22 protein-coding genes are annotated in these 22,716 nt (G+C 70.2%); 8 read left to right on the forward strand and 14 right to left on the reverse strand.

The window, feature by feature from the left end:
- Positions 1-151: 151 nt before the first annotated feature.
- Both ACSQ4M_RS16460 and ACSQ4M_RS16465 read left to right on the forward strand, forming a co-directional pair.
- Positions 152-820, forward strand: coding sequence for a DedA family protein (locus ACSQ4M_RS16460; protein WP_436190518.1), 669 nt, complete (start codon positions 152-154; stop codon positions 818-820).
- Between the two features lie 68 nt (positions 821-888).
- Positions 889-1,158, forward strand: coding sequence for a hypothetical protein (locus tag ACSQ4M_RS16465; protein WP_436190519.1), 270 nt, complete (start codon positions 889-891; stop codon positions 1,156-1,158).
- Positions 1,159-1,204: 46 nt separating this feature from the next.
- Here ACSQ4M_RS16465 and ACSQ4M_RS16470 read toward each other — a convergent pair whose 3' ends face one another.
- The 3 genes from ACSQ4M_RS16470 to tsaE all read right to left on the reverse strand — a co-directional run bounded on the left by ACSQ4M_RS16470 (position 1,205) and on the right by tsaE (position 3,525).
- A complete protein-coding gene (locus tag ACSQ4M_RS16470) occupies positions 1,205-1,423 on the reverse strand; it encodes a glycine zipper 2TM domain-containing protein (RefSeq protein ID WP_056658652.1) in 219 nt (72 codons plus the stop codon).
- A 126-nt stretch (positions 1,424-1,549) separates the two neighbouring features.
- The gene (locus tag ACSQ4M_RS16475) at positions 1,550-2,974 is read right to left on the reverse strand and encodes an N-acetylmuramoyl-L-alanine amidase (protein WP_436190520.1); all 1,425 of its coding nucleotides are present in this window, start codon (positions 2,972-2,974) and stop codon (positions 1,550-1,552) included.
- Positions 2,971-3,525, reverse strand: a complete 555-nt coding sequence (gene tsaE, locus ACSQ4M_RS16480; protein WP_436194024.1) for a tRNA (adenosine(37)-N6)-threonylcarbamoyltransferase complex ATPase subunit type 1 TsaE — start codon at positions 3,523-3,525, stop codon at positions 2,971-2,973. The genes ACSQ4M_RS16475 and tsaE overlap by 4 nt, the downstream gene beginning before the upstream one ends.
- Here tsaE and queG point away from each other — a divergent pair, their 5' ends adjacent.
- Positions 3,526-4,599 carry a tRNA epoxyqueuosine(34) reductase QueG gene (queG, locus tag ACSQ4M_RS16485; RefSeq protein ID WP_436194025.1) on the forward strand — a complete coding sequence of 358 codons (1,074 nt, stop codon included), beginning with the start codon at positions 3,526-3,528 and terminating at the stop codon, positions 4,597-4,599.
- Here queG and ACSQ4M_RS16490 read toward each other — a convergent pair.
- On the reverse strand, positions 4,590-5,630 hold the full coding sequence (locus ACSQ4M_RS16490; protein WP_436190521.1) for an AraC family transcriptional regulator: 1,041 nt from the start codon (positions 5,628-5,630) through the stop codon (positions 4,590-4,592). The two genes, queG and ACSQ4M_RS16490, sit on opposite strands and share 10 nt — an antisense overlap.
- Before the next feature lie 111 nt (positions 5,631-5,741).
- On the opposite strand from ACSQ4M_RS16490, the gene ACSQ4M_RS16495 reads away from it, so the two are divergent.
- Together ACSQ4M_RS16495 and ACSQ4M_RS16500 are read left to right on the forward strand one after the other, a co-directional pair.
- A complete protein-coding gene (locus ACSQ4M_RS16495) occupies positions 5,742-6,923 on the forward strand; it encodes an isovaleryl-CoA dehydrogenase (protein WP_436190522.1) in 1,182 nt (393 codons plus the stop codon).
- 2 nt (positions 6,924-6,925) lie between these two features.
- Positions 6,926-8,581, forward strand: coding sequence for an AMP-binding protein (locus tag ACSQ4M_RS16500; RefSeq protein ID WP_436190523.1), 1,656 nt, complete (start codon positions 6,926-6,928; stop codon positions 8,579-8,581).
- 3 nt (positions 8,582-8,584) lie between these two features.
- Here the strand turns inward: ACSQ4M_RS16500 and ACSQ4M_RS16505 are convergent, their stop codons facing one another.
- Positions 8,585-9,502 carry an AEC family transporter gene (locus tag ACSQ4M_RS16505; protein ID WP_436190524.1) on the reverse strand — a complete coding sequence of 306 codons (918 nt, stop codon included), beginning with the start codon at positions 9,500-9,502 and terminating at the stop codon, positions 8,585-8,587.
- 164 nt (positions 9,503-9,666) lie between these two features.
- Here ACSQ4M_RS16505 and ACSQ4M_RS16510 point away from each other — a divergent pair, with 164 nt between their 5' ends.
- Entirely contained in the window at positions 9,667-10,629 is a 963-nt protein-coding gene (locus ACSQ4M_RS16510; RefSeq protein WP_436190525.1) for a tripartite tricarboxylate transporter substrate binding protein BugE, read from the forward strand.
- Complete coding sequence (gene xerD, locus ACSQ4M_RS16515; RefSeq protein WP_436190526.1) at positions 10,626-11,552, forward strand: site-specific tyrosine recombinase XerD; 927 nt, start codon at positions 10,626-10,628, stop codon at positions 11,550-11,552. Before ACSQ4M_RS16510 ends, xerD begins: the two co-directional genes overlap by 4 nt.
- A gap of 6 nt (positions 11,553-11,558) precedes the next feature.
- On the opposite strand, the gene ACSQ4M_RS16520 is transcribed toward xerD, so the two are convergent.
- The 6 genes from ACSQ4M_RS16520 to hemH all read right to left on the reverse strand — a co-directional run bounded on the left by ACSQ4M_RS16520 (position 11,559) and on the right by hemH (position 18,894).
- Positions 11,559-13,154, reverse strand: coding sequence for a methyl-accepting chemotaxis protein (locus tag ACSQ4M_RS16520; protein ID WP_436190527.1), 1,596 nt, complete (start codon positions 13,152-13,154; stop codon positions 11,559-11,561).
- A gap of 435 nt (positions 13,155-13,589) precedes the next feature.
- Positions 13,590-14,981 carry a sensor histidine kinase gene (locus ACSQ4M_RS16525; protein WP_436194026.1) on the reverse strand — a complete coding sequence of 464 codons (1,392 nt, stop codon included), beginning with the start codon at positions 14,979-14,981 and terminating at the stop codon, positions 13,590-13,592.
- Positions 14,982-14,983: 2 nt separating this feature from the next.
- Entirely contained in the window at positions 14,984-15,673 is a 690-nt protein-coding gene (locus tag ACSQ4M_RS16530; protein WP_436190528.1) for a response regulator transcription factor, read from the reverse strand.
- A gap of 27 nt (positions 15,674-15,700) precedes the next feature.
- Entirely contained in the window at positions 15,701-17,227 is a 1,527-nt protein-coding gene (locus ACSQ4M_RS16535; protein WP_436190529.1) for a tripartite tricarboxylate transporter permease, read from the reverse strand.
- Between the two features lie 5 nt (positions 17,228-17,232).
- Positions 17,233-17,679, reverse strand: a complete 447-nt coding sequence (locus ACSQ4M_RS16540; RefSeq protein WP_436190530.1) for a tripartite tricarboxylate transporter TctB family protein — start codon at positions 17,677-17,679, stop codon at positions 17,233-17,235.
- 183 nt (positions 17,680-17,862) lie between these two features.
- Complete coding sequence (gene hemH / locus ACSQ4M_RS16545; RefSeq protein ID WP_436190531.1) at positions 17,863-18,894, reverse strand: ferrochelatase; 1,032 nt, start codon at positions 18,892-18,894, stop codon at positions 17,863-17,865.
- Positions 18,895-18,914: 20 nt separating this feature from the next.
- Here hemH and ACSQ4M_RS16550 point away from each other — a divergent pair, with 20 nt between their 5' ends.
- Positions 18,915-19,607 (forward strand): HAD family hydrolase, encoded by a 693-nt coding sequence (locus ACSQ4M_RS16550; RefSeq protein ID WP_436190532.1) that lies wholly within the window; start codon positions 18,915-18,917, stop codon positions 19,605-19,607.
- On the opposite strand, the gene hpnE is transcribed toward ACSQ4M_RS16550, so the two are convergent.
- The 3 genes from hpnE to hpnC form a co-directional block, all read right to left on the reverse strand.
- Positions 19,600-20,847 (reverse strand): hydroxysqualene dehydroxylase HpnE, encoded by a 1,248-nt coding sequence (hpnE, locus tag ACSQ4M_RS16555; RefSeq protein ID WP_436190533.1) that lies wholly within the window; start codon positions 20,845-20,847, stop codon positions 19,600-19,602. The genes ACSQ4M_RS16550 and hpnE overlap by 8 nt on opposite strands.
- Positions 20,844-21,689 carry a presqualene diphosphate synthase HpnD gene (gene hpnD, locus ACSQ4M_RS16560; RefSeq protein ID WP_436190534.1) on the reverse strand — a complete coding sequence of 282 codons (846 nt, stop codon included), beginning with the start codon at positions 21,687-21,689 and terminating at the stop codon, positions 20,844-20,846. Before hpnD ends, hpnE begins: the two co-directional genes overlap by 4 nt.
- A 114-nt stretch (positions 21,690-21,803) precedes the next feature.
- Positions 21,804-22,652, reverse strand: a complete 849-nt coding sequence (gene hpnC, locus ACSQ4M_RS16565) for a squalene synthase HpnC (RefSeq protein ID WP_436190535.1) — start codon at positions 22,650-22,652, stop codon at positions 21,804-21,806.
- Between the last annotated feature and the right edge of the window lie 64 nt (positions 22,653-22,716).

Consider the following 22,716-nt stretch of genomic DNA (forward strand, 5'->3'; position numbering starts at 1 on the left):
GATGGACGGGACCGTGGTGCACCGGCGGCGCCGGCCGCGGCCGGCCTGCGCCAGGGCGGGCCGATGCTAGCAAATGCGCTGCCTGCGCAATTCCCCGGCCGTGCGGGCCTGTCATGCGCCGGGCACGGACGGGCCGCCATAATGCCGCCGCATGGAACTGGTGAGCTTTCTGATCGACTTCATCCTGCACGTGGACGTCCACCTGGAGACCTTCGTGCGCAACTACGGCACCTGGGTCTATGCGCTGCTGTTCCTGATCATCTTCGTCGAGACCGGCGTCGTGGTCATGCCCTTCCTGCCAGGCGATTCGCTGCTGTTCGTGGTGGGCGCGCTGTGCGGTCTGGGGCTGATGAGCCTGCCGATCGCGATGGCCGTGCTGATCGTGGCGGCCATTCTGGGCGACCAGTGCAACTACAGCATCGGCCGCTATTTCGGCCCCAAGGTCTTCCAGTGGGAGGACTCGCGCTTCTTCAACAAGAAGGCGTTCAACCAGGCCCACGCGTTCTACGAGCGCTATGGCGGCGTCACCATCATCCTGGCGCGCTTCATGCCCTTCATCCGCACCTTCGCGCCCTTCGTGGCCGGCGTGGCCGAGATGAGCCGCACCAAGTTCAGCGCCTACAACGTGGTCGGTGCGCTGATCTGGGTGCTGGGCATCTGCACGGCGGGCTACTTCCTGGGCGGCCTGCCCTGGGTCAAGGCCAACCTGGACAAGATCATCTGGGCCATGATCTTCATCCCCGGGATGATCGCCATCTACGGTGGCTGGAAGGCCAAGCGCCAGGCCGAGCGCGACGCGGGTGCCGCTGCGGCGCCCTGAACACGGCTTGTCACGCCTGGCGCCCCGGCGCTGGGCCATGATGCGGGTTTCGTTCGAAGGAGCCTTGCATGTCCTCGCTGTCCCGTTTCCGCATTCCCGCCCTGGCGCTGGCCGGCGCTTCGGCGGTCGCCCTGGGCCTGTTGCTGGTGCCCAGCGCACAGTCGCAGATCCGCGCCAACCCCAGCTACCAGCCAGTCGGCGTGTCGGCCAGCGGCAATGGCAGCACGGCCTGGTTCCATGACCCTTCGAGCGGCCGGGCCATCGCCTGCCATCTGGCGAGCGGAGGCAGCGGCGCGATCCAGTGCCAATCGGCCAAGCTGCCGCAAGAAGGCCCCTGAACGCCAAAGGGCCCCGCAGGGCCCTTTGGAAGGGGACGGGCAGGCGTCAGCGGTTGTCGCGGCGCTTGCCGACCTCGTTGCCGACCAGCGCGCCGGCGGCCGCGCCGCCCACGGTGCCCAGCGTGCTGCCGAACACGGCGTTGCCGACGACACCGCCGGCGACGGCGCCGACACCGGTGCCGACCTGGGCGCTGGTGGGGTTGGATGCGCAGCCCGTCAAGCCGATGAGCGATGCCGCGGTGACTGCCAGGAGGGTCTTGATCATGGGATACCTCGTCTCTTGCTGTTGCGATGCCAGGCTTCGCTTCACGAGCCCGTAGATGCACTGTAGGAGGGCGAGGGGCCGGCGCCTGTAGGCGGCGGCCGGCGCGGCGTGTGGGGCCGCGCCAGATCAGACGGTGCGGTTGCGCGCCAGCGGCGGGTTCTTCGCGAAGTAGCCGCGGATGCCGCGCATGATCGCGTCCGCCAGGTCGTTCTGGTAGTCGTCGGTGCGCAAGCGCGATTCTTCTTCGGGATTGCTGATGAAGGCCGTCTCCACCAGCACGCTCGGGATGTCCGGTGCCTTCAGCACCGCGAAGCCGGCCTGCTCCACGCGCGGCTTGTGCAGGCGGGCCATGCCGCCGATTTCGCCGAGCACGGCACTGCCGAGCTTCAGGCTGTCGTTGATCTGCGCCGTGGTGCTCATGTCCAGCAGCATGCGCTGCACATGCTGGTCCTTGGCCTGCACGTTCACGCCGCCGATCAGGTCGGCCTGGTTCTCCTTGTCGGCCAGCCAGCGCGCGGCCGTGCTGGTGGCACCGCGCTGGCTCAGCGCGAACACGCTGGCGCCGCGCGCGGCCGGCGTCGTGAACGCGTCGGCATGGATGCTGATGAACAGGTCGGCCTGCACGTTGCGCGCCTTCTGCACGCGCGTCTGCAGCGGCACGAAGAAATCGGCGTCGCGCGTGAGGAAGGCGCGCATCGGGTTGCCGTTGACGCTGGAGGCGTTGATGCGCTCGCGCAGCTTGTGCGCCACGCGCAGCACGATGTCCTTCTCGCGCGTGCCCTTGGGGCCGATGGCACCAGGGTCCTCGCCGCCGTGGCCGGGGTCCAGCGCGACGATGATCAGGCGGTCGGTGCGGCTCGGTGCCGGGGCCGGTGCCTTGGCCGGACGCGGCGGCGCCTTCTCGGGCGCGGCGGCCAGCGTGCCGTGCGGCAATTCGGGCGAGGCTGGGCGAGCCGTGCTGTCCGGGCCGGGCAGGGGCAGGACCCGCCCGGGCGGCGGCGACTCGCGCAACTCCGGGCCCGTGGCGCCGGGGCCGGTGTGGCGCGCGATGAGGTCGTCCAGCGGGTCGGCCACGGGTGCCTTGCCGGCATCCACGTCGCGCAGCCGCTCGCTGATCAGGGCCTGCAGCGGGTCTTCCTTCTCGGCGGGGTACAGGTCCAGCACCAGGCGGTTCTGGTAGGCCGCCACAGGCTTGAGCGTGAACACCTGCGGCACGGCCGGGCGCTTCAGGTCGATCACGAGCCGCACCACGCCGGGCTGGTTCTGGCCGACGCGGATGCGTTCGATGTTGGGGTCGTCGGGCCGCACGCGGCCCACCAGTTCGCGCAGTGCGGCGTCCAGGTCGATGCCCTCGATGTCCACCGCCAGGCGTGGCGGGTCGGCCACGAAGATCTGCTTGGTGGTCAGGGGCACGTCGGACTCGATGGTCACGCGCGAGTAGTCGGGCGCGGGCCAGACGCGCACGGCGACGATGCCGGCGCCGCGCGCCGCATGGGTCACGCCCAGCAGCAGCACCAGCGCGCCGTGGCCGAGCAGGCGGCGGCGTTTCATGTCTTGAGGTTCTCCAGGAGCCCGAGGCCGCGCGGCGTGCGGGCTGCGATCTGCACGTCGCGGCCCTCGTCGGCCTGCGCCGTGATCGTGATGGCGAGGTCGGCCGGCGGCAGCAGCGCGCCGGCCTTTTCGGGCCATTCGGCGAGCTTGAGGCCGCGGCTCGCGAAGATGTCGCGAAAGCCTGCGTCTTCCCATTCGCGCGGATCGTCGAAGCGATAGAAGTCGAAGTGCCAGATCGCCAGGGGCGGTTGGCTGGTTTCCACGGCATGGGGTTCCACCACCGCGTAGGTCGGGCTCTTGATGCGGCCCTGCACGCCGAGGGCGCGCAGCAGGTGCCGCACCAGCGTGGTCTTGCCCGCGCCCAGGTCGCCGTGCAGCGTGATGAAGGCGTCCTGGGTCGCCGGCTGCGCGGCCAGGCGCGCGGCGAACGCCGCTGTCGCGGCTTCGTCGGGCCAATGCAACACCAGGGAGGAGGGGGCCGCGTTCTGCGCGCCATCCGCCGGGGATGGTGCGGTTTCTACAATCGGCGGGTGACGGCTGCTGTGGTTCAGATCGATGCTCTCCGGCTGGTGTCCCGCATCAGGGACTGGGCCAGCGCGCTCGGATTCTCCCAAATCGGCATTGCCCCTGTGGATTTGTCATCGGCCGAACCGGGTTTTGCGGCCTGGCTCGCGGCGGGCTTCCATGGCGACATGGACTACATGGCCCGCCACGGCATGAAGCGGGCCCGTCCGGCGGAACTTGTGGAGGGCACGCTGAGCGTGCTGACCGCGCGCATGGACTACCTGCCGCAGGACACGCCGACCGACTGGCAGGCCCGCGAGTTCGCGCGGCTGGACCGGCCCGGCGAGGCCATCGTCTCGGTGTACGCGCGGGGCCGCGACTACCACAAGGTGCTGCGCGCACGGCTGCAGAAGCTGGCCGAGCGCATCGCCGAAGAAGTGGGCCCGCTGGGCTTTCGCGTGTTCACCGATTCGGCGCCCGTGCTGGAGGCCGAACTCGCCGCGCGCAGCGGCCAGGGCTGGCGCGGCAAGCACACGCTGGTGCTGAACCGCGAGGGCGGCTCCATGTTCTTCCTGGGCGAGGTCTACCTGGACATCGCGCTGCCGCTCAGCGACCCGGTGACCGCCCATTGCGGCCAGTGCCAGGCCTGCATCGATGTGTGCCCCACGGGTGCCATCGTCGCGCCGCAGCGCGTGGATGCGCGGCGTTGCATTTCTTACCTGACGATCGAACACCCCGGCCCGATTCCGTTGCCGCTGCGCCACTTGCTGGCCAACCGCATCTATGGCTGCGACGACTGCCAGCTGGCCTGCCCGTGGAACAAGTTCGCGGGCCGCTCGGCACTGCCCGACTTCGACGCGCGCGAGGGCCTGGCCGGCAGCACGCTGGCGCAGCTCTTCGGCTGGAGCGAGGATGAATTCCTGCGGCGCACAGAGGGCAGCCCGATCCGCCGCATCGGGCACGAGCGCTGGCTGCGCAACATCGCCGTGGCGCTGGGCAACGCGCTGCTGCAGGTGGCGGCCGAGGAACAGGCGCCGCTGCGCGCGGCCCTGCAGTCGCGCGCCAGCGATGCCAGCGCGCTCGTGCGCGAACACGTGGACTGGGCCCTGGCTCAGGGCTGAGCGGGTGTCTGTGCCTGCGCCAGCCGGAACGCGCCCGGCGCCATGCCGGTCCACTGCCGGAACGCGCGCGCGAAGCTCTTCTCGTTGCGAAAGCCCACGCTGAGCGCGATCTGCTTGACCGAGCGCTGGGTGCGGCGCAACTGTTCCACGGCCTGCTCGTGGCGCACCTGGTCCTTGAGGCCCTGCAGCGACAGGCCCTCGGCCTGCAGCTGGCGGTGCAAGGTGCGCGTGGACACGTGCAGCAGCCCGGCCAACGCATCGGCCGTGCCGGCCTCGCTGCGCGCGCGCAGCAGCTCGCGCACGCGCTGGCCCAGCAGCCGGTCGCGCCGGTACTGCAGCACCGTGAGCGGCAAGGCGCGCCGCAGCATGGTGCGCAACGCGCGCTCGTCGCGCACCAGCGGCAGGCCGAGGTAGGCCGCGTCGAAGCGGTAGCCGGCCTCGCGCGCGCCGAAGCGGATGGCGCCGCCGAACATCAGCGGATAGGCATCGGCATGCGCGGGCGTGGGGAACGGGAAGCTGGCCTCCTGCAGCGAGACGCGCGAGTCGATGGCCCAGCTCGCATAGCCGTGCACGAAGCGCAGGCAGGAGACCAGACAGAACTCGCGCATGGCGCCCAGGTCGCGCTGCTCCTCGATCCACAGCCGTGCGCTGCCGCCCTCGACCTGCAGGTGCAGCAGCACGTCGTCCACCAGCAGCCGGTGGTGCCGGCACCAGCGCGCCAGTGCCACGCCCAGGTTGGGGGAGGTCAACGAGGCGCGGCACAGCATGCCGTAGCTGCCCCAGGGCAGGCGCCGGCCGAACCAGCCCAGGGCCTCGTCGTCCAGCTCCTGCATGGCGTGCGCGTTGAGCGCCTCGAACTGCGCGGCTGTCACGCGCGCGCCGCTCTGCTGCAGATCGCGCGGCGCGATCTGTGCCGCGCGCAGGGCCGCGGCCGGGTCCCGGCCATAGCGGGCATAGGCCTGCACGATGGCTTGGACGAAGGCCATCGGGGTGGCGGCGCGGGCGGGCGATGGGGCAAGCGGGGACGGCATGGCGGCGGCAAAAGAAGCGTGGCGCAATCTGCAACCATTGTGGCGTCAAATGCCCGGCAGGCCGGCGTAAGCTGTCGCGCTGCGACTGCAACCCTTCAGGAGACTGCCCCCATGTCCGCTTCCCAACTGCCCGGCCTCGACTTCGACCTCGGCGAGACCATCGATGCCCTGCGCGACGCCGTCGCCGACTTCTGCGCCGTCGAAATCGCCCCGCGCGCGGCCGCCATCGACAGCGAGAACCAGTTCCCCAAAGACCTGTGGGCCAAGCTCGGCAGCCTGGGCCTGCACGGCATGACGGTCAAGGAGGAGTACGGCGGCACCGAACTGGGCTACCTGGCCCACATCGTGGCCATGGAAGAGGTCTCGCGCGCCTCGGCGTCGGTGGGCCTGTCCTACGGCGCGCACTCCAACCTGTGCGTGAACCAGATCCACCGCAACGGCAGCGCCGCGCAGAAGGCCAGGTACCTGCCCAAGCTCGTCAGCGGCGAGCATGTGGGCGCGCTGGCCATGAGCGAGCCCAACGCAGGCTCCGACGTGGTCAGCATGAAGCTCAAGGCCGAGAAGAAGGACGGCTACTACGTGCTCAACGGCGGCAAGATGTGGATCACCAACGGTGGCGATGCCGACACGCTGGTCATCTACGCCAAGACCGAACCCGAGATGGGCGCGCGCGGCATGACGGCCTTCATCGTCGAGAAGGGCTTCAAGGGATTCTCGGCCGGCACCAAGCTCGACAAGCTGGGCATGCGCGGCTCCAACACCTTCCCGCTGTTCTTCGACAACTGTGAGGTGCCCGAAGCCAACGTGCTGGGCGGCGAGGGCATGGGCGCCAAGGTGCTCATGAGCGGGCTGGACTACGAGCGCGCCGTGCTGTCGGGCGGCCCGCTGGGCATCATGGCCGCCTGCATGGACGCGGTGATCCCCTACGTGCACGAGCGCAAGCAGTTCGGCCAGAGCATCGGCGAATTCCAGCTCATGCAGGGCAAGATCGCCGACATGTACAGCACCTGGCAGGCCACGCGCGCTTACGTCTACGCCGTGGGCAAGGCCTGCGACCGCAACGACCATGCGCGCAGCTTCCGCAAGGACGCGGCCGGCGCCATCCTGTACTCGGCCGAGAAGGCCACCTGGATGGCTGGCGAGGCGATCCAGACGCTCGGCGGCGTGGGCTACACCAAGGACTTCCCGGTCGAGCGCCTGTGGCGCGACGCCAAGCTCTACGAGATCGGCGCGGGCACGAGCGAGATCCGCCGCATGCTGATCGGCCGCGAGCTGTTCTCCGAGACGGTCTGAACATGGACAGCTACGCGAAAGGCGCCACCACGCCCGCGCTGATCGAGCAGACGATTGGCGACTGCTTTGACGCCATGGCCGCGCGCCAGCCTGGTGCGCTGGCCCTGGTCAGCCGCCACGAGGGCGTGCGCAAGACCTACGGCGAACTGCAAGCCGAGGCCCAGCGCCTGGCCAGCGCGCTGCTGCGCTCGGGCCTGGTGCCGGGCGACCGCATCGGCATCTGGTCGCACAACAACGCGGCCTGGCTGCTCATGCAGCTGGCCACGGCCAAGGTTGGCCTGGTGCTCGTCAACATCAACCCGGCCTACCGCACGGCCGAGCTCGAATACGCGCTGAACAAGGTTGGCTGCCGTGCCATCGTGGCCATGGCGCGCTTCAAGACCAGCGACTACCTGGCCATGCTGCGCGAGCTGGACGGCAAGCTGCCGCAGCTCGAGCGCACGTACTGGATCGACCGGGCCGGCGAAGGCGCCGACGAGCCCGGCATGACGCGCTTCTCAAGCCTGCTGGCCTCGGGCGATGCCGCCGACCCGCGCGTGGCCGAGGTGCAGCGCGGTCTCAAGAACACCGACCCGATCAACATCCAGTTCACGAGCGGCACCACGGGCTTTCCCAAGGGCGCGACGCTGACCCACCGCAACATCCTGAACAACGGCTTCTTCATCGGCGAGTGCATGAAGCTCACGCCGGCCGACCGCCTGTGCATCCCGGTGCCGCTGTACCACTGCTTCGGCATGGTGCTCGGCAACCTGGCCTGCCTCACGCATGGCAGCGCCATCGTCTACCCGAACGACGGCTTCGATGCACTCACGGTGCTCGAGGCCGTGCAGGCCGAGCGCTGCACGGGCCTGCACGGCGTGCCGACCATGTTCATCGCCGAGCTGGACCATCCGCGCTTCGCGGAGTTCGACCTGTCCTCGCTGCGCACCGGCATCATGGCCGGCTCGCCGTGCCCGATCGAGGTCATGAAGCGCGTGGTCGAGCAGATGCATTTGTCGCAGATCACGATCGCCTACGGCATGACCGAGACCAGCCCGGTCAGCTGCCAGAGCTCGACCGACACGCCGTTGGCCAAGCGCGTGTCCACGGTCGGCCAGGTGCAGCCGCACCTGGAGGTCAGGATCGTCGACCCGGCCAGTGGCGCCGCGGTGCCGCGCGGCCAGTCCGGAGAGCTCTGCACGCGCGGCTACTCGGTCATGCACGGCTACTGGGGCGACCTGGAGAAGACGCGCGAGGCCATCGACGGCGAGGGCTGGATGCACACCGGCGACCTGGCCACCATGGACGAAGAGGGCTTTGTGAACATCGTCGGCCGCATCAAGGACATGGTGATCCGCGGCGGCGAGAACATCTATCCGCGCGAGATCGAGGAGTTCCTGTACCGCCATCCGCAGGTGCAGGACGTGCAGGTGGTCGGCCTGCCCGATGCGCGCTACGGCGAGGAGCTCTGCGCCTGGATCATCGCCAAGCCCGGCCAGGCCTTGAGCGAGGAGGCCGTGCGCGACTTCTGCAAGGGCAAGATTGCGCACTACAAGGTGCCGCGCTACATCCGTTTCGTGGCCGAGTTCCCGATGACGGTGACCGGCAAGATCCAGAAGTTCCGGATCCGCGAGGTCATGAGCGAGGAACTGAGCCTGCGCGCCGACAGGACGGCCTGATCCTCAAGGGAGCAGCGGCCGCAGGATGCCCAGTGCATAGGGCAGGCTCATCATGCCGGCCAGCGTGGACAGCGTGACGAGCCCGGCCACGTAGGGCCCGTTGTAGCCCATGCGTGCGGCCAGCACGTAGCAGCTGGACGCCGTGGGCAGGGCCGAGAAGATCAGCAGCACCGTGGCCTGCACGGGCGGCAGCTTGAGCAGCAGCACCACCCCCAGCGCCACCAGCGGCAGCAGCAGGTGGCGGATGGCCAGCAGGCCCACGCCCAGCGCCTTGGCCCGCGCGAGCGGCCCGAACTGCATACCGGCGCCGGCCGCCATCAGGCCCATGGCCACTGAGGAGGCGCCGATGCGCGTGGCCGTCGGTTCAATCCACTCCGGGATGCGCAGGCCCGCGAGATTGGCCGCCAGGCCGGTGGCGGTGGCCACGATCAGCGGGTTGCGCAGCAGCTCGCGCCCGAAGTTCGCGCTGGCGCCGCGCGCCATGGGCCACACGGCGGCGATGTTGAAGATCGGCACGCAGACCGCGATCAGCACCGCCATCGCGAGTGCACCCGGTGCGCCGGCCAGCCGCTCGGCCAGCGGCAGCGCGATGAAGGAGTTGAAGCGGAACGCGATCTGCGCGGCGCCCGCATGCTCGCGCCGCTCCACATGCTTCGCCAGGCCCGGCCAGTACGGCAGGCTGTAGGACAGGGCGATACCGCAGGCCGCAAGCAGCAGGCCGGCCAGGATCAGGTCCGAGGTGGCCGCCAGGTCGATGCGCGAGCGCAACACCGACTGGAACAGCAGCACCGGGAACAGCACGTAGTAGACGAGCTTCTCGACCTGGGCCCAGACCTCGCGGTTCATGGGCGTGTAGCGGCACAACAGGAAGCCGATCAGGATCAGCGAGAAATCGGGAAGCAGCAGTTGCGCGTAGTTCACGGGGGGCTGGACGCACAGCGGCGCAGGTCGGCGCCCGAGAATACCAGCGGTGCACAAGGGCATGCCCGGGGACGACCGGGCCGGGGCCACTCCTATAATTTTCCGAGGCCTGGCCACAAGCCGGCCACCTGCCACCGATCCACCCTCAGCGGAGAACTCCCCCGATGCAACGCCGTTCCGTTTTCACCCTGGCCCTGTTGGCCGCTGCCAGCTCGGCCTTTGCCCAGTCCTACCCGAACAAGCCGGTCAAGCTGGTCGTGCCGTTCGCACCGGGCGGCACGACGGACATCATCGCGCGCGTCATCGCCGAGCCTCTGGGCAGGGTTCTGGGCCAGCCCGTGGTGGTGGACAACAAGAGCGGCGGCGGCGGCATCATCGGCGCCTCCGAAACGGCGCGCTCGCCGGCGGACGGCTACTCGCTGGGCGTGGCCACGGTCTCGACCACGGCGGCCAACCCGGCCATCAACACCAAGACGCCGTACAACCCGCTGACCGACTTCACGCCCATCATCAACATCGCGGCCACGCCCAACATCATCGCGGTGAACCCCACGTTCGCGGGCAAGGACTACAAGAGCTTCGTCGCCGAACTCAAGAAGTCGCCGGGCAAATACTCGTACGCGTCGTCCGGCACGGGCGGCATCGGCCACCTGCAGATGGAGCTGTACAAGAACATGGCGGGCGTGTTCGTTACCCACATCCCCTACCGCGGTGCGGGTCCGGCGCTCAACGACACGGTGGCTGGCCAGGTGCCCATGATTTTCGACAACCTGCCGTCCACGCTGCCCTTCGTGCAGAGCAAGCGGCTGGTGCCCATCGTCGTGGCCGCGCCGCAGCGCGTGGCCGCGCTGCCCGACGTGCCGACCTTCAAGGAAGTCGGCCTGGAGCCCGTGAACCGCATGGCCTACTACGGCATCGTCGGGCCCAAGAACCTGCCCAAGGACGTGGTCGACAAGATCAATGCAGGCGTGCGCAAGGCGCTGGAGGACCCGGCCGTGCGCAAGCGCATCGAAGACACGGGATCGCTGATCATCGGCAATTCGCCCGAGGAATTCGCCGCGCAGATCAAGGCCGAGTTCGAGGTCTACAAGAAGGTCGTGGCCACTTCCAAGCTGACGCTGGAGTGAGTGCGCCGCCTGCGGCGGTGCTGAACGAGAGCCAGGGCCGCATCGACGCCTTCGTCGATGCGCTCTGGCTGGAGCAGGGCCTGGCGCGCAACACGCTGGCCGCCTACCGGCAGGACCTTGCCCTGTATGCGCAATGGCTGGCCGAACGCGGCAGCAGCCTGGACGCCACGCGCGAGATGGACCTGCAGGCCTACTTCGCGGCCCGCCACAAGGGCACCAAGGCCACCACGGCCAACCGCCGGCTCACGGTGTTCAAGCGCTACTTCCGCTGGGCACTGCGCGAGCGGGCCATCACGGCCGACCCCACGCTCAAGCTGCAATCGGCGCGCCAGCCGCTGCGCGTGCCCAAGACCATGACCGAGGCCCAGGTCGAGGCCTTGCTGGCCGCCCCCGACGTGCAGACCCCGCTGGGCGTGCGCGACCGCGCCATGCTGGAGCTGCTCTACGCCAGCGGCCTGCGCGTGAGCGAGCTCGTCGGCCTGCGCACCTTCCAGATCGGTCTCAACGAGGGCGTGCTGCGCGTGACCGGCAAGGGCAACAAGGAACGGCTGGTGCCCTTCGGCGAACTCGCGCAGGAGTGGCTGGAGCGCTACCTCGAAGAAGCCCGGCCCGCGCTGCTGGACGGGCGCCAGAGCGAAGACCTGTTCGTGACCACGCGCGGCGCCCAGGCCGGCAGTGCCATGTCGCGCGTGATGTTCTGGGGCCTGGTCAAGCGCTATGCGCAGGCCGCCGGCGTCGCCGTGGCGCCGTCGCCGCACACGCTGCGCCATGCCTTTGCCACGCACCTGCTGAACCATGGCGCCGACCTGCGCGCGGTGCAGATGCTGCTGGGCCACGCCGACATCTCCACCACCACGATCTACACCCACGTGGCGCGCGAGCGGCTGCACGCGCTGCATGCGCGGCACCACCCGCGCGGCTGAGCCGGTTCAGACCGCGAGCGCGCGCTGCGCCGTGGTGCCAGCGCCGGCCGGCAGCTGGAACACGCCGACCGCATCCACCATGCGTCCGACCTGGGCGTTCAGGCTGTCGGCCGCCGCGGCGGACTGCTCCACCAGCGCGGCGTTCTGCTGCGTCACCTGGTCGAGCTGGTTGACGGCACCGCTGACCTGGCCGATGCCGGTGGTCTGCTCGTGGCTGGCGGCGCTGATCTCGGCGATCAGGTCGGCCACGCGCTGGACCTGCTTGACGATGTCGCCCATGGCGGCGCCGGCCGCATCGGCCTGCGTGGTGCCGACCTCGGCCATCTTCACGCTCTCGCCGATCAGGCCCTTGATCTCCTTGGCGGCCTGGGCCGAGCGGCCGGCCAGGCTGCGGACCTCGGTGGCCACGACGGCGAAGCCGCGGCCCTGGTCGCCCGCGCGCGCCGCTTCCACGGCCGCATTGAGCGCCAGGATGTTGGTCTGGAAAGCGATGCCGTCGATCAGGCCGATGATCTCGCTGACCTTGCGCGAACCGCCCGAGATCGCATCCATGGTGCCGACCACCTGGCCGACCACGGCGCCGCCTTGCTGGGCCGCCGCTGCGGCGGCGGTGGCGAGCTGCGCGGCCTGGCGCGCGGTCTCGGCGTTGGACTGCACGGTGGAGCCGATCTGCTCCATCGAGGCCGCCGTCTGTTGCAGGTTGCTGGCCTGCTCCTCGGTGCGCTGGCTCAGGTCCTGGTTGCCCGCTGCAATCTCGCCGGCACCAGTGGCGATCGAGTCGCTGCTGTGGCGCACGGTGGAGACGACGCGGATCAGGTTGTCGTTCATGTCGCGCAGCGCGGCCAGCAGTTGGCCGGTCTCATCCTTGCCGCGGACCTCGATGCGCGAGGTCAGGTCGCCGGCGGAGACCGTCCGTGCGATGCGCACGGCCTCGGAGATCGGCACCGTGATGCTGCGCGTGATCCACCAGGCCGCCAGCAGGCCCAGCGCCACACCGGCGGCGCACAGCGCCAGCATCAGCGCGCGGGCGCGGGCGTAAGCCGTCTTCGCCTCTTCCGCCGCTTCGTTGTTGGCCTTCTCCTCGGCGTCGGACAGCTCGCCCAGCGCTTCGTACCAGGCCTGCATCGGGCCGTCGACCTGGGTGCCGAGGAAGCGGGCGGCTTCGTCGGTCATGTCCGTGCGGCCCAGCTCGACCACCTTGCTGACGAGCGGCACGGCCGTGGTCTTCAGCGTGGCGATCTTGGCGAAGAGTTCCTTCTCGTGCGCGGTGGCGTCCGGCCGCTCGAACATCGCCGCCAGTTCCTTCTCGGCCGCTTCGTAGCGCTGGCGGGCCTGCGTGATGCCCTCGATGGCCACGCGCTTGCGCACGCCGTCGTACAGCACGATGTCGCGACTGCGTTGCGCCACCTGGCTGACCGCACTGCGCATGGCGCCGGCCAGGTTGGACTCCTTGTTGTTGACCGACACGATGTCGTTCAGGCGGGCCTGGATCTGGGCCATGGACACCAGGCCGAGGACGGAGACGCCCACCAGCAACAACACGACCAGGCCGAAGCCGAATGCCAGGCGCGTGCCGAGTTTGAGGTTTTTCAGGACGTTCATGCAGTTTCCGTCATGGTCGAGAGGCTCTTTCCGTCGTTGGGAGGAAGGCACGCGGTCCCGCGTGGCGGGGGTGCGTGGCGATGTGCGCGGCCGAATGTAGGCGCATGCTGCGGCTCGGCCGGGCACGACGCAGTCCATTCGGCGGCCACTTGTAACCGGTCGTCACATCGGGTCCTACATGCGGCGGGGCGGCGTGGCGCCCCGCCCGCCGGCTCAGAAGCTGTGAACGAACCGATCGCGGCCACGACGGGGTGCGCCGGGCCACATGCGGGCGTTGCAGGCCTTGCCCGGGCTGGTGCCCGGGCAAGGCCTGCAACGCCCGCATGTGGATCGGCGAGCCCCGGCCCGAAGGGCGAGGCCCGGGGTGTAACGATGGCGATGCAAGCAGGTCGTCATCGGGCCTCGCGTGGTCGTGAGGGGTTCGTTCACAGCTTCTCAGGCGCGCGGCAGCGTCACGCTGGCATGCAGACCGCGGCCGTCCTCGCCGCTGTCCAGGCGCAGCTCGGAGCCCAGCAACTGCGCATAGCGCGCCACGATGGACAGGCCCAGCCCCGCGCCCTGGCCCAGCTTCTCGCCGTCGCGGCCCTGGGCCCAGCGCTGCATGAGGGCCTGGCGCGCGGTGGCCGGGATGCCGGGGCCGTCGTCGACCACGGCCAGCACGCAGGCGTCGCGCGCGGGCGTCTCCTGCAGCGCGATGGTCAGCGTGCGGCCGCCATAGCGCAGTGCGTTGTCGACCAGGTTGTCCAGGATGCCTTCGACGAGTGCCGCGTCGGCCCAGACCGTGAAGTCCTCGTCGCCGGCCTCGTCCAGGCCGCGCGCACCCAGGTCGACGCCGCGCGCGTCGGCCTTGTCCAGGTGGCGCACGATGGTCTGGCCGACCAGCGTGGCGAGCGCCAGGCGTTCGCGCTGGAGCACCAGCTCGCCCTCGTCGGCCAGGGCCAGGTCCAGCAGCTGGTTGACGAGCCGGCCGGCGCGCTCGGCGCTGGTGGCGATCTGCTGCAGCTGCTGGCGCGAGACCGCCGTGCCGGGATGTGCCAGGCCATAGTCGGCCAGCGCGCGGATGCCGGCCAGCGGCGTGCGCAGTTCGTGCGCCACGTTGCCGGCGAACTCGCGCTGCGCGCGCACGTTGCGGCCCAGGCGTTCGAACAAGGCGTTGACGGCCTGGCCGACCTCGTCGATCTCCTGCGTCGATGGGGCCAGCGGCACGGGCGAAAGGTCGTTGGCGTCGCGGTGCGCGAGCGCAGCCTGCAGCTGGCTCAGCGGCGCCAGGTCGCGCTGGATGCCGCGCCACAGCCAGATGGCCAAGAGGCCCAGCAGCAACAGCAGCGGCAGCGCGCCGAAGACCAGGAGGCGCTGCACCAGCGCACCGCGGATGCGCGTGGTGTGGGCCATGACCACGTGGTAGTCCACGCCGTCCACGCCATGGCGCAGCACCACGGCGCGCACGGGCTGGTTCTGGTACAGGCTGTCGCTGTAGAGATGGCCTTCGGCCTGGCTGGGCAGCGGCATCGGCGGCAGCGGTTCGCCGGCCAGGCGCGTGCCGTCGGGTCGCAGCACGCTGAAGTACACGGCCTCTGCCTGGTCGAACAGCGCGGCCGTGAGCTCGCTCGTGGTCAGGCGCAGCACCACCTGGCCGTCGGGTGCGGGGCCGACCTGCGAGGCGATGGAGTAGGCGTCGTCGAGCAGCGCGCGGTCGAAGGCCTGCTCGGTGAAATGGCTGGCCACGCCCAGCGTGGCGATGGTGCCGATCAGCCAGGTCAGCACCAGCGGCAGCATCACGTGCTGCAGCATGCGGATGCGCAGCGAGCGCGCAGCCGCAGCGGGCATGTTCAAGCCTCGGGCTCCAGCAGGTAGCCGATGCCGCGCAGCGTGCGGATGGCCGCGCCGCTGCCCACGAGCTTCTTGCGCAGGCGCGAGATGAAGGCCTCCAGCGCGTTGTCGCCCAGGGCCTCGTCGAAGCCGGAGAGCTTGTCCGACAGCGTGCGCTTGTTCACCGCGTGGCCGGGCGGGCTCATGAGTTCCCACAGCACCTCGAACTCGCGCGCGGGCAGGTCCAGCGGATCGCCGGCCACACTGAAGCGGCGCGCGCGCCGGTCCAGCTGCAACTGGCCCAGCGTGGCCAGGTCGTCGGTGCCGATGGCGCGGCGCACCAGTGCGCGCAGCCGCGCCTCGACCTCGGCCAGGTCGAAGGGCTTGCCCAGGTAGTCGTCGGCACCGGCGTCCAGGCCGGCGATGCGCTCTTCGGTGCGGTTGCGCGCGGTGAGCACGAGCACCGGCGTGCGGTCGCCGCGCGCGCGCGCCTCGCGCAACACGGCCAGGCCAGAGCCCATGGTGCTGCCGGGGCGCACGTGCTGCGGCAGGTTCAGGTCCAGCAGCACGGCGTCGAAGGGCTGCACGCGCCACAGGTGGGCAGCGTCTTCCACGCTCTCGGCCGGGTCGACGCGGTGGCCCGCGTGCTCCAGGCTGCGCGACATCACCTCGCGCAGCACGGCATCGTCTTCAACCAGCAGGATTCGCATGGGGCGGAAGGCTAGCAGAAGGCGCCATCAGCCCGGCGCGCTCTGGGCCAGTTCGAGCTGGCGCTTGGAGCGCAGCGTGGCCCGCACGGTGGACCAGATGGCCCACAGCAGCATGGCGGCCGTGGCGGCCAGCAGGCCGGCGCTGATGGGGCGGTCGATGAAGACCATCGGGTCCCCGCGCGAGAGCAGCAGCGCGCGGCGCAGGTTCTCCTCCAGCATCGGCCCCAGGATGTAGCCCAGCAGCAGCGGTGCGGGCTCGAAGCGCAGCACCATGAGTGCATAGCCCATGATGCCCAGCGCGGCGACGGAGTAGATGTCGAAGGTGTTGTTGTTCACGCTGTACACGCCGAGCGCCACGAACACCAGGATGGCCGGGTACATCCACGCGAACGGGATGCGCAGCAGCGCGACCCACAGGCCGATGGTCGGCAGGTTCAGCAGCACCAGCATGATGTTGCCGATGGCGAAGCTGACCACCAGGCCCCAGAACAGCTGAGGCTGCTCGCTGATGAGCATGGGGCCGGGCTGGATGCCGTGGATGATCAGCGCGCCCAGCATCACGGCCATGACCGCGTCGCCCGGGATGCCCAGCGACAGCGAGGGCACGAAAGCCGTCTGCGCGGCGGCGTTGTTGGCCGACTCGGGCGCCGTGACGCCCTCGATGGCGCCGTGGCCGAAGCGGCCCGGGTCCTTGGCCACCTTCTTCTCGATCGCGTAGGACATGAAGGCTGCGATGGACGGCCCCACGCCCGGCAGCGCGCCGAGTGCCGAGCCCAGCGCCGAGCCGCGCGCCATGGGCTTGAGCGTGGCCTTGAACTCTTCGGCGGTCGGCGCCATGGACTTGAGCGTGACCTTCTCGGGCTTGCGGTTCATCTCCGGCGAGTTGATGCAGCGCACCACCTCCGCCACGCCGAACAGGCCCATGGCCAGCGCCACCAGGCTGATACCGTCCATGAGTTCGGGCACGTCGAACGAGAAGCGGGCCACGCCCGAGTTCACGTCGGTACCCACCATGCCCAGCAGCAGGCCGAACACCACCATCGCCAGGCCCTTGGCGGCCGAGCCGGTGGTCATGGAGGAAGCCGCCACCAGGCCCAGCACCATCATCGAGAAGAACTCCGCGGGGCCGAACTTCAGGCCGATCTCGGAGATCGCGGGCGAGAACAGCACCAGCAGCACCAGGCCCGACATCGCGCCGGCGAGCGAGGCGATGGTGGTCACGAACAGTGCCACGCCGGCCTTGCCGTTCCTGGCCATCGGGTAGCCGTCCAGGCAGGTCACGGCCGACGACGGCGTGCCGGGCAGGTTCAGCAGGATGGAGGCCGTGGAGCCGCCGTACTGCGCGCCGTAGTAGACACCGGCCAGCATGATGATGGCCGAGGTCGGCGGCATGTGGTAGGTCAGCGGCAGCAGCAGCGAGATGGCGGCCAGCGCGCCGATGCCCGGCAGCACGCCGACGACGGTGCCCAGCAGCACGCCGCCGAAGCAGTAGAGCAGGGTGATGGGCTCGGAGGCCACCTGCAGGCCGAGCCAGAGGTTGGAGAGCAGTTCCATGGCGTTCAGGCACTCCAGGGCCACAGGGGCAGGATCATTTGAAGGCCCACAGGAAAGATCAGCGTGGTGAGCAGCGCGACCACGGCGCACACCGTCAGCCGCGTGCGCAGCGCCATGGCCGAGGGCACCAGGGCCAGCAGCGCGGCCAGGAACGAGGCCAGCACCAGGCCGAGAACGTGCAGCGTGGTGGCGAAGGCCAGCAGGCTGGCAATCGACCAGAGCAGGTTGTTCCACTGCACCTGGATGGCGCTGCCGCGGCGCCACCAGGCCGGCAGGGCCACCAGCACGCCGAGCACCGCCAGCGTCCAGCCCAGCACGACCGGGAAGTAGCCGGGGCCCATGCGTGCGGCCGTGCCGAAGGTGTAGCGGTCGCCGTAGAGCGCGAAGAACAGGCCTGCGCCGACCATGAGCGCACCGCCCACCATGTCGTGGATGTCTCTGGATGTTTTCATGCGTGGGAGAAGGGAGCGCTGGGCTCCGGGGTGAGGCTGGGAAAAGGTGTGCGGGCACACCCGGCAAACGTCACGTGCCAGAGGGCATTCGGGACGGTGCGAAGCGTAGAAGCCCCAGCCTGACCTGATGCTGAACGCGGAGATACGTAGATTTACGCACGCGTTCGGCGCAGTTGTGTGTCGTTATGAGGGGAGTTGCGTATTCCAGCCCTGCAGATGGCGTTCTGCCAGTGTCGCGAGCGCCGCGATGCCGGCGGCGCTGTCGTTGAGGCAGGGGATGTAGTCGAAGCGCTCGCCACCCGCTTGCAGGAAGGCTTCGCGGCCTTCCATGTTGATCTCCTCCAGCGTCTCCAGGCAGTCGCCCGGAAAGCCGGGGCACATCACGTCGATGCGCTTGGTGCCCTGCTGGGCCAGCTGGCGCAGCGTGGGTTCGGTGTAGGGCTCCAGCCACTTGGCGCGGCCGAAGCGCGACTGGAAGGTCACGCGGTACTGTGTGGGCGCCAGCGCGAGCTTGCGGGCCAGCAGCCGGGCCGTGGCCTGGCATTGCACCTCGTAGGGGTCGCCCAGCGCGATGTTGCGCGCCGGGATGCCGTGGAAGCTCATGAGCAGCAGCTCGCCGCGGCCGTGCTGGGTCCAGTGGCGCTCGACGCTGTCGGCCAGCGCGGCGATGTAGCCGGCGTCGTCGTGGTAGTCGCCCACGAACCGGAAATCGGGCACGCGGCGCTGGCGCCGGCTCCAGGTGCCGATGGCGTCGAGCACGCTGGCGGTGGTGGTGCCCGAATACTGCGGATAGGCCTGCAGCACGAGCACGCGCGTGACGCCTTCGGCCGCCAGCGCGTCGAGCTGCGCCGCAATCGCCGGCTGGCCGTAGCGCATGGCGTAGTGCACGCCCACGCGGTGGCCGCGCTCGGCCAGCGCGGCGCGCAGGCCCAGGGTCTGCGCCTCGGTCCAGACCTTCAGCGCCGAGCCCTGTTCCGTCCAGACGCTGGCGTACTTGGCGGCCGACTTGGCCGGCCGCACGCGCAGGATGATGCCGTGCAGGATGGGCCACCAGGCGAGCCTGGGGATCTCGACCACGCGCGGATCGGCCAGGAACTCGGCCAGGTAGCGCCGCACGGCGGGGGCGGTGGGCGCGTCGGGCGTGCCGAGGTTGCAGTACAGGACGGCGGTCTTGGCGGGGGCATCGGAGGCGGCGGGCGCGGGACGGAAAGGCATTGCGCTATTCTCGGCGACCCATGCTGCAGCCCTCCCAAGTCCAGGCGATCACCCTCGATCTGGACGACACCCTCTGGCCGATCTGGCCCACCATCGCCAAGGCCGAGAAAGCCCTGGGCGCCTGGTTCACCGACAAGGCACCGGCCACCGGCGCGTTCTGGAGCGACGCCGAGCGGCGCCGCCTGCTGCGCGAGCAGGTCGTGCAGGAGCACGAACATCTGGCGCACGACATGGCCTTCCTGCGGCGCGAATCGATCCGGCGCGCGCTGGTGCAGGCCGGCGACGACGAGGCGCTGGCCGCCGAGGCCTTCGATGTCTTCATCGCCAAGCGCCACGAGGTCGAGCTGTACGAGGACGCGCTGGAGGCGCTGGAATTCCTGGCCGCGCGCTTTCCGCTCGTGGCCGTCTCCAACGGCAATGCCGACCTGGGCCGCATCGGGCTCATGCCGCATTTCCGCGCGGCCTTCAGCGCCACCACGTTCGGCGTGGGCAAGCCCGATGCGCGCATCTTCCTGGCCGCGGCCGAGGCGGCCGGCGTGCCGCCGCAGGCCGTGCTGCACGTGGGCGACGACGCGCTGCTGGACGTGCTGGGCGCGCATGCCGTGGGCATGCAGACGGCCTGGATCAACCGCGGCGAGCACCCGTGGACGCAGGCCGTGCAGCCGCACGCGACGCTGACGGACCTGCGCGGCCTCTGCGCGCTGTTCAGCTGAGCCCGGCCAGGGCTTCGCCCGCGCTGCGTACCGCGCCTTCGATGGTGCCCGGGTAGGGGCCGGCGACGTACTCGCCGCAGGCCGCCAGGCCGGGGGTGATCTGCAGGCCCGGGCGCACCAGGCCCGGTGTGCAGGCGAAGGTGGCGCGCTTTTCCACGATGGTCGCGACGGGCTGCAGGTCGGCCAGACCCAGTTCTGCCCGGCCCTGGGCGATGGCCTGGCGCTGCAGTTCCTCGCGCGTGCCGCGGCTCACGCTCACGACGAAGGCCAGCAGGCCGTCTTCGCCCAGGTGCCGGCGGTCGAACACGAACTGGGCGGGGCCGCCGGCCAGGGCCATCATGGGCCGCGGCAGGCGCGTGCTGCTTTCGGCGTAGACCGTGGTGATGGGCTCGAACTGCAGCGCGTCGGCCTGGGCCAACCAGGCATCGGCCGCGATGCCGGCCGAGCGCACCAGGCGCGCGGCTTCCCAGGAGGGGCAGGCCAGCAGCACGCGGTCGAAGGCCTGGCCGTCGACGCGCCACAGCGCGCCGTCGCGCTCCAGCGCGGCCACGCGCGTGCCCAGCTGCACGGACTGCCCGCGCGCCTGCAGCCAGGCGATGGCGGGCTCGGGAAACAGCGCGCCGAGCGGCCGGCGCGGGATCAGCAGGTTGGAGCCGCCGCGCCCGCCCAGCAGGGAGTCGCGCAGCACACGCAGGAACACGCTGGCGCTGGCCTGCGCGGCGCTGGTGTTCAGGGCCGACAGGCACAGCGGTTCGACGAACTGCTGCTGCACACGCGCCGGCAGCCCAACGCAGAGTTGGGCCACGCTGGCCTGCGGCGCGCAGCGAAAGCCCGCCAGCTGCCAGCGCGTGGTGGCGGCCAGCAGCGCGGCCTTGTCGCGCCAACCCCAGCCGCGCGCGCCCAGGATGCCGGCCAGCGCGTCCCAGGGCGGGGCGCGGTCGGGCAGGGCGATGCCGCTGCCGTCGGGCAGGCGCAGGTCCAGCGGTAGGCGCAGCAGGGCCTGCATGGGGTCCACGCCGACGGCGCGCATGAGGGCCAGCGTCTCGGTGTAGGCGCCGATCAGGATGTGCTGGCCGTTGTCCAGCGTGAGCGTGCGGCCGTCATGCGCCTGCACCACGCTGCGCGCGCGGCCGCCGGCATGGCGGGCAGCTTCGAAGACGGCGACCTGGTGGCCGGACTCGGTGGCGTGGACGGCGGCGGCCAGGCCGGCCCAGCCGGCGCCGACGATGGCGAGGTTCACAGCCTGCCCAGCGCCTGCACCTTCCACGCCAGCCAGAACTTGCGCAGCGGCGTGAGGCTGATGCGCTGGTCCAGCACGGCGAAGTTGTCGCGCTCGATCTCGCGCAGCAGCGTGCGGTAGATGCTGGCCATCATGAGGCCGGGCTTCTGCGCGCGCCAGTCGGCCGCCGGCAGCAGCGCCAGCGCCTGGTCGTACAGGCCATGGGCGCGCTCGGCCTGGAAGCGCATCAGCGCGACGAAGCGCTCGGAATGCACGCGGTTCAGCAGCTCGTGGGCCTTGACGTCGAAGCGCTGCAGCTCGTCGATGGGCAGGTAGATGCGCCCGCGCATGGCGTCCTCTCCCACGTCGCGGATGATGTTGGTGAGCTGGAAGGCCAGGCCCAGGGTGTGGGCGTATTGCGTGGTGGCGTCCTGGGTCTGGCCGAAGATGCGCGCCGAGACCTCGCCGACCACGCCCGCCACGAGGTGGCAGTAGCGCTGCAGGCCCGGGAAGTCGAGGTAGCGCGTCTGCTCCAGGTCCATCTGGCAGCCCTCGATCACGGCCTGCAGCTGGCGTTCCTCGATGCCGAACTGCGGCGCCAGCGGCATCAGCGCCTGCATGACGGGGTGGCTGGGCTGGCCGGCATAGGCCTTGGCGACCTCGGCCTGCCACCAGGCCAGCTTGGTGCGCGCGACGGCGGGATCGCTGACCTCGTCGACCACGTCGTCGACCTCGCGGCAGAAGGCGTAGAAAGCGGTGATGGCCGCGCGGCGCGGCTTGGGAAGGAACAGGAAGGCGTAGTAGAAGCTGCTGCCCGAGGCCGCTGCCTTCTGCTGCACGTACTGTTCCGGTGTCGTTGTCATGGGGCGGGATTGTCTAGGACTGGCGCGCACAAGGATGCGTCGCCAGTGTTGCCATGGGGCAAGCGTCTGGTTGGGGGCTGCTGTGCGTCGGTCGTGTGTGCTTCAACTGGTCGTTCATCCATGCATGCGCCAGGCACGCCATAGAAGTCGGGGCCCATCCGTCCTGTGGAGTTTGGGGCGTTCGCGCCAGCTGGCATGGTCCAGTGCGGCGATCTTGTCCAGGATGGCCAGGCCGCCCTGGACCACGAGGCGCAGTTCCCAGCCCATGCGGCCGGGCACGCGGTGCACCAGCGGCGCACCTTCCAGCATCAGCGCGCGCGCCCACTGCACCTGTTCGGCCACCAGCGCGCGCACCGGGGCGGCCTGGGTCGTGCCGTGGGCGGCGCAGCGGTCCTGCGGCAGGTAGTAGCGCCCGCGCGGCAGGTCCACGCTCAGGTCCTGCCAGAAGTTGATGAGCTGCAGCGCGTTGCAGATGGCGTCGCTCTGGTGCAAGGCTGCGCGGTCGTGGATGCCGTACAGGTGCAGCACCAGCCGGCCGACCGGCGCGGCCGAGCGGCTGCAGTAGTCCAGCAACTCGGCGCGGTCGGCGTAACCGGCGCCGGCATCGGTCTTGCGGACGTCCTGCATGAAGGCGTCCAGCAGGTCGTCCAGCGGGGCGAAGGGCAAGCTGTGCCGGGCCCGGGCCTGCTCCAGCGGGGCGAACACGCCCGGCCAGCGGCCCGACAGCGGCTCCCCTGCATAGAGCGCGGCCAGGTCGGCACGGTAGCGCGCCAGGCTCTGCAGCCGCTCGGCCGCGTCTGCGTCCCCTTCGTCGGCGATGTCATCGCCGGTGCGCGCGAACCAGTAGAGGGCCGCGACGGCAGGGCGCAGTGCCGGGGGACAGAGCCACGAGGCGACGGGAAAATTTTCGTAGTGTGTTACGTCCGGCGCAACAGCCGGGGTGCTTTGAAGCCTTGGGCGCATGTGCGCGCGATTTTCGCTGTGTTTTCCGCGCCAATCTGGACGTGGCCTTGGTTGACAATGCGCA

Source organism: Pseudorhodoferax sp. LjRoot39 (assembly GCF_964253035.1).
GTDB lineage: Bacteria > Pseudomonadota > Gammaproteobacteria > Burkholderiales > Burkholderiaceae_C > Pseudorhodoferax.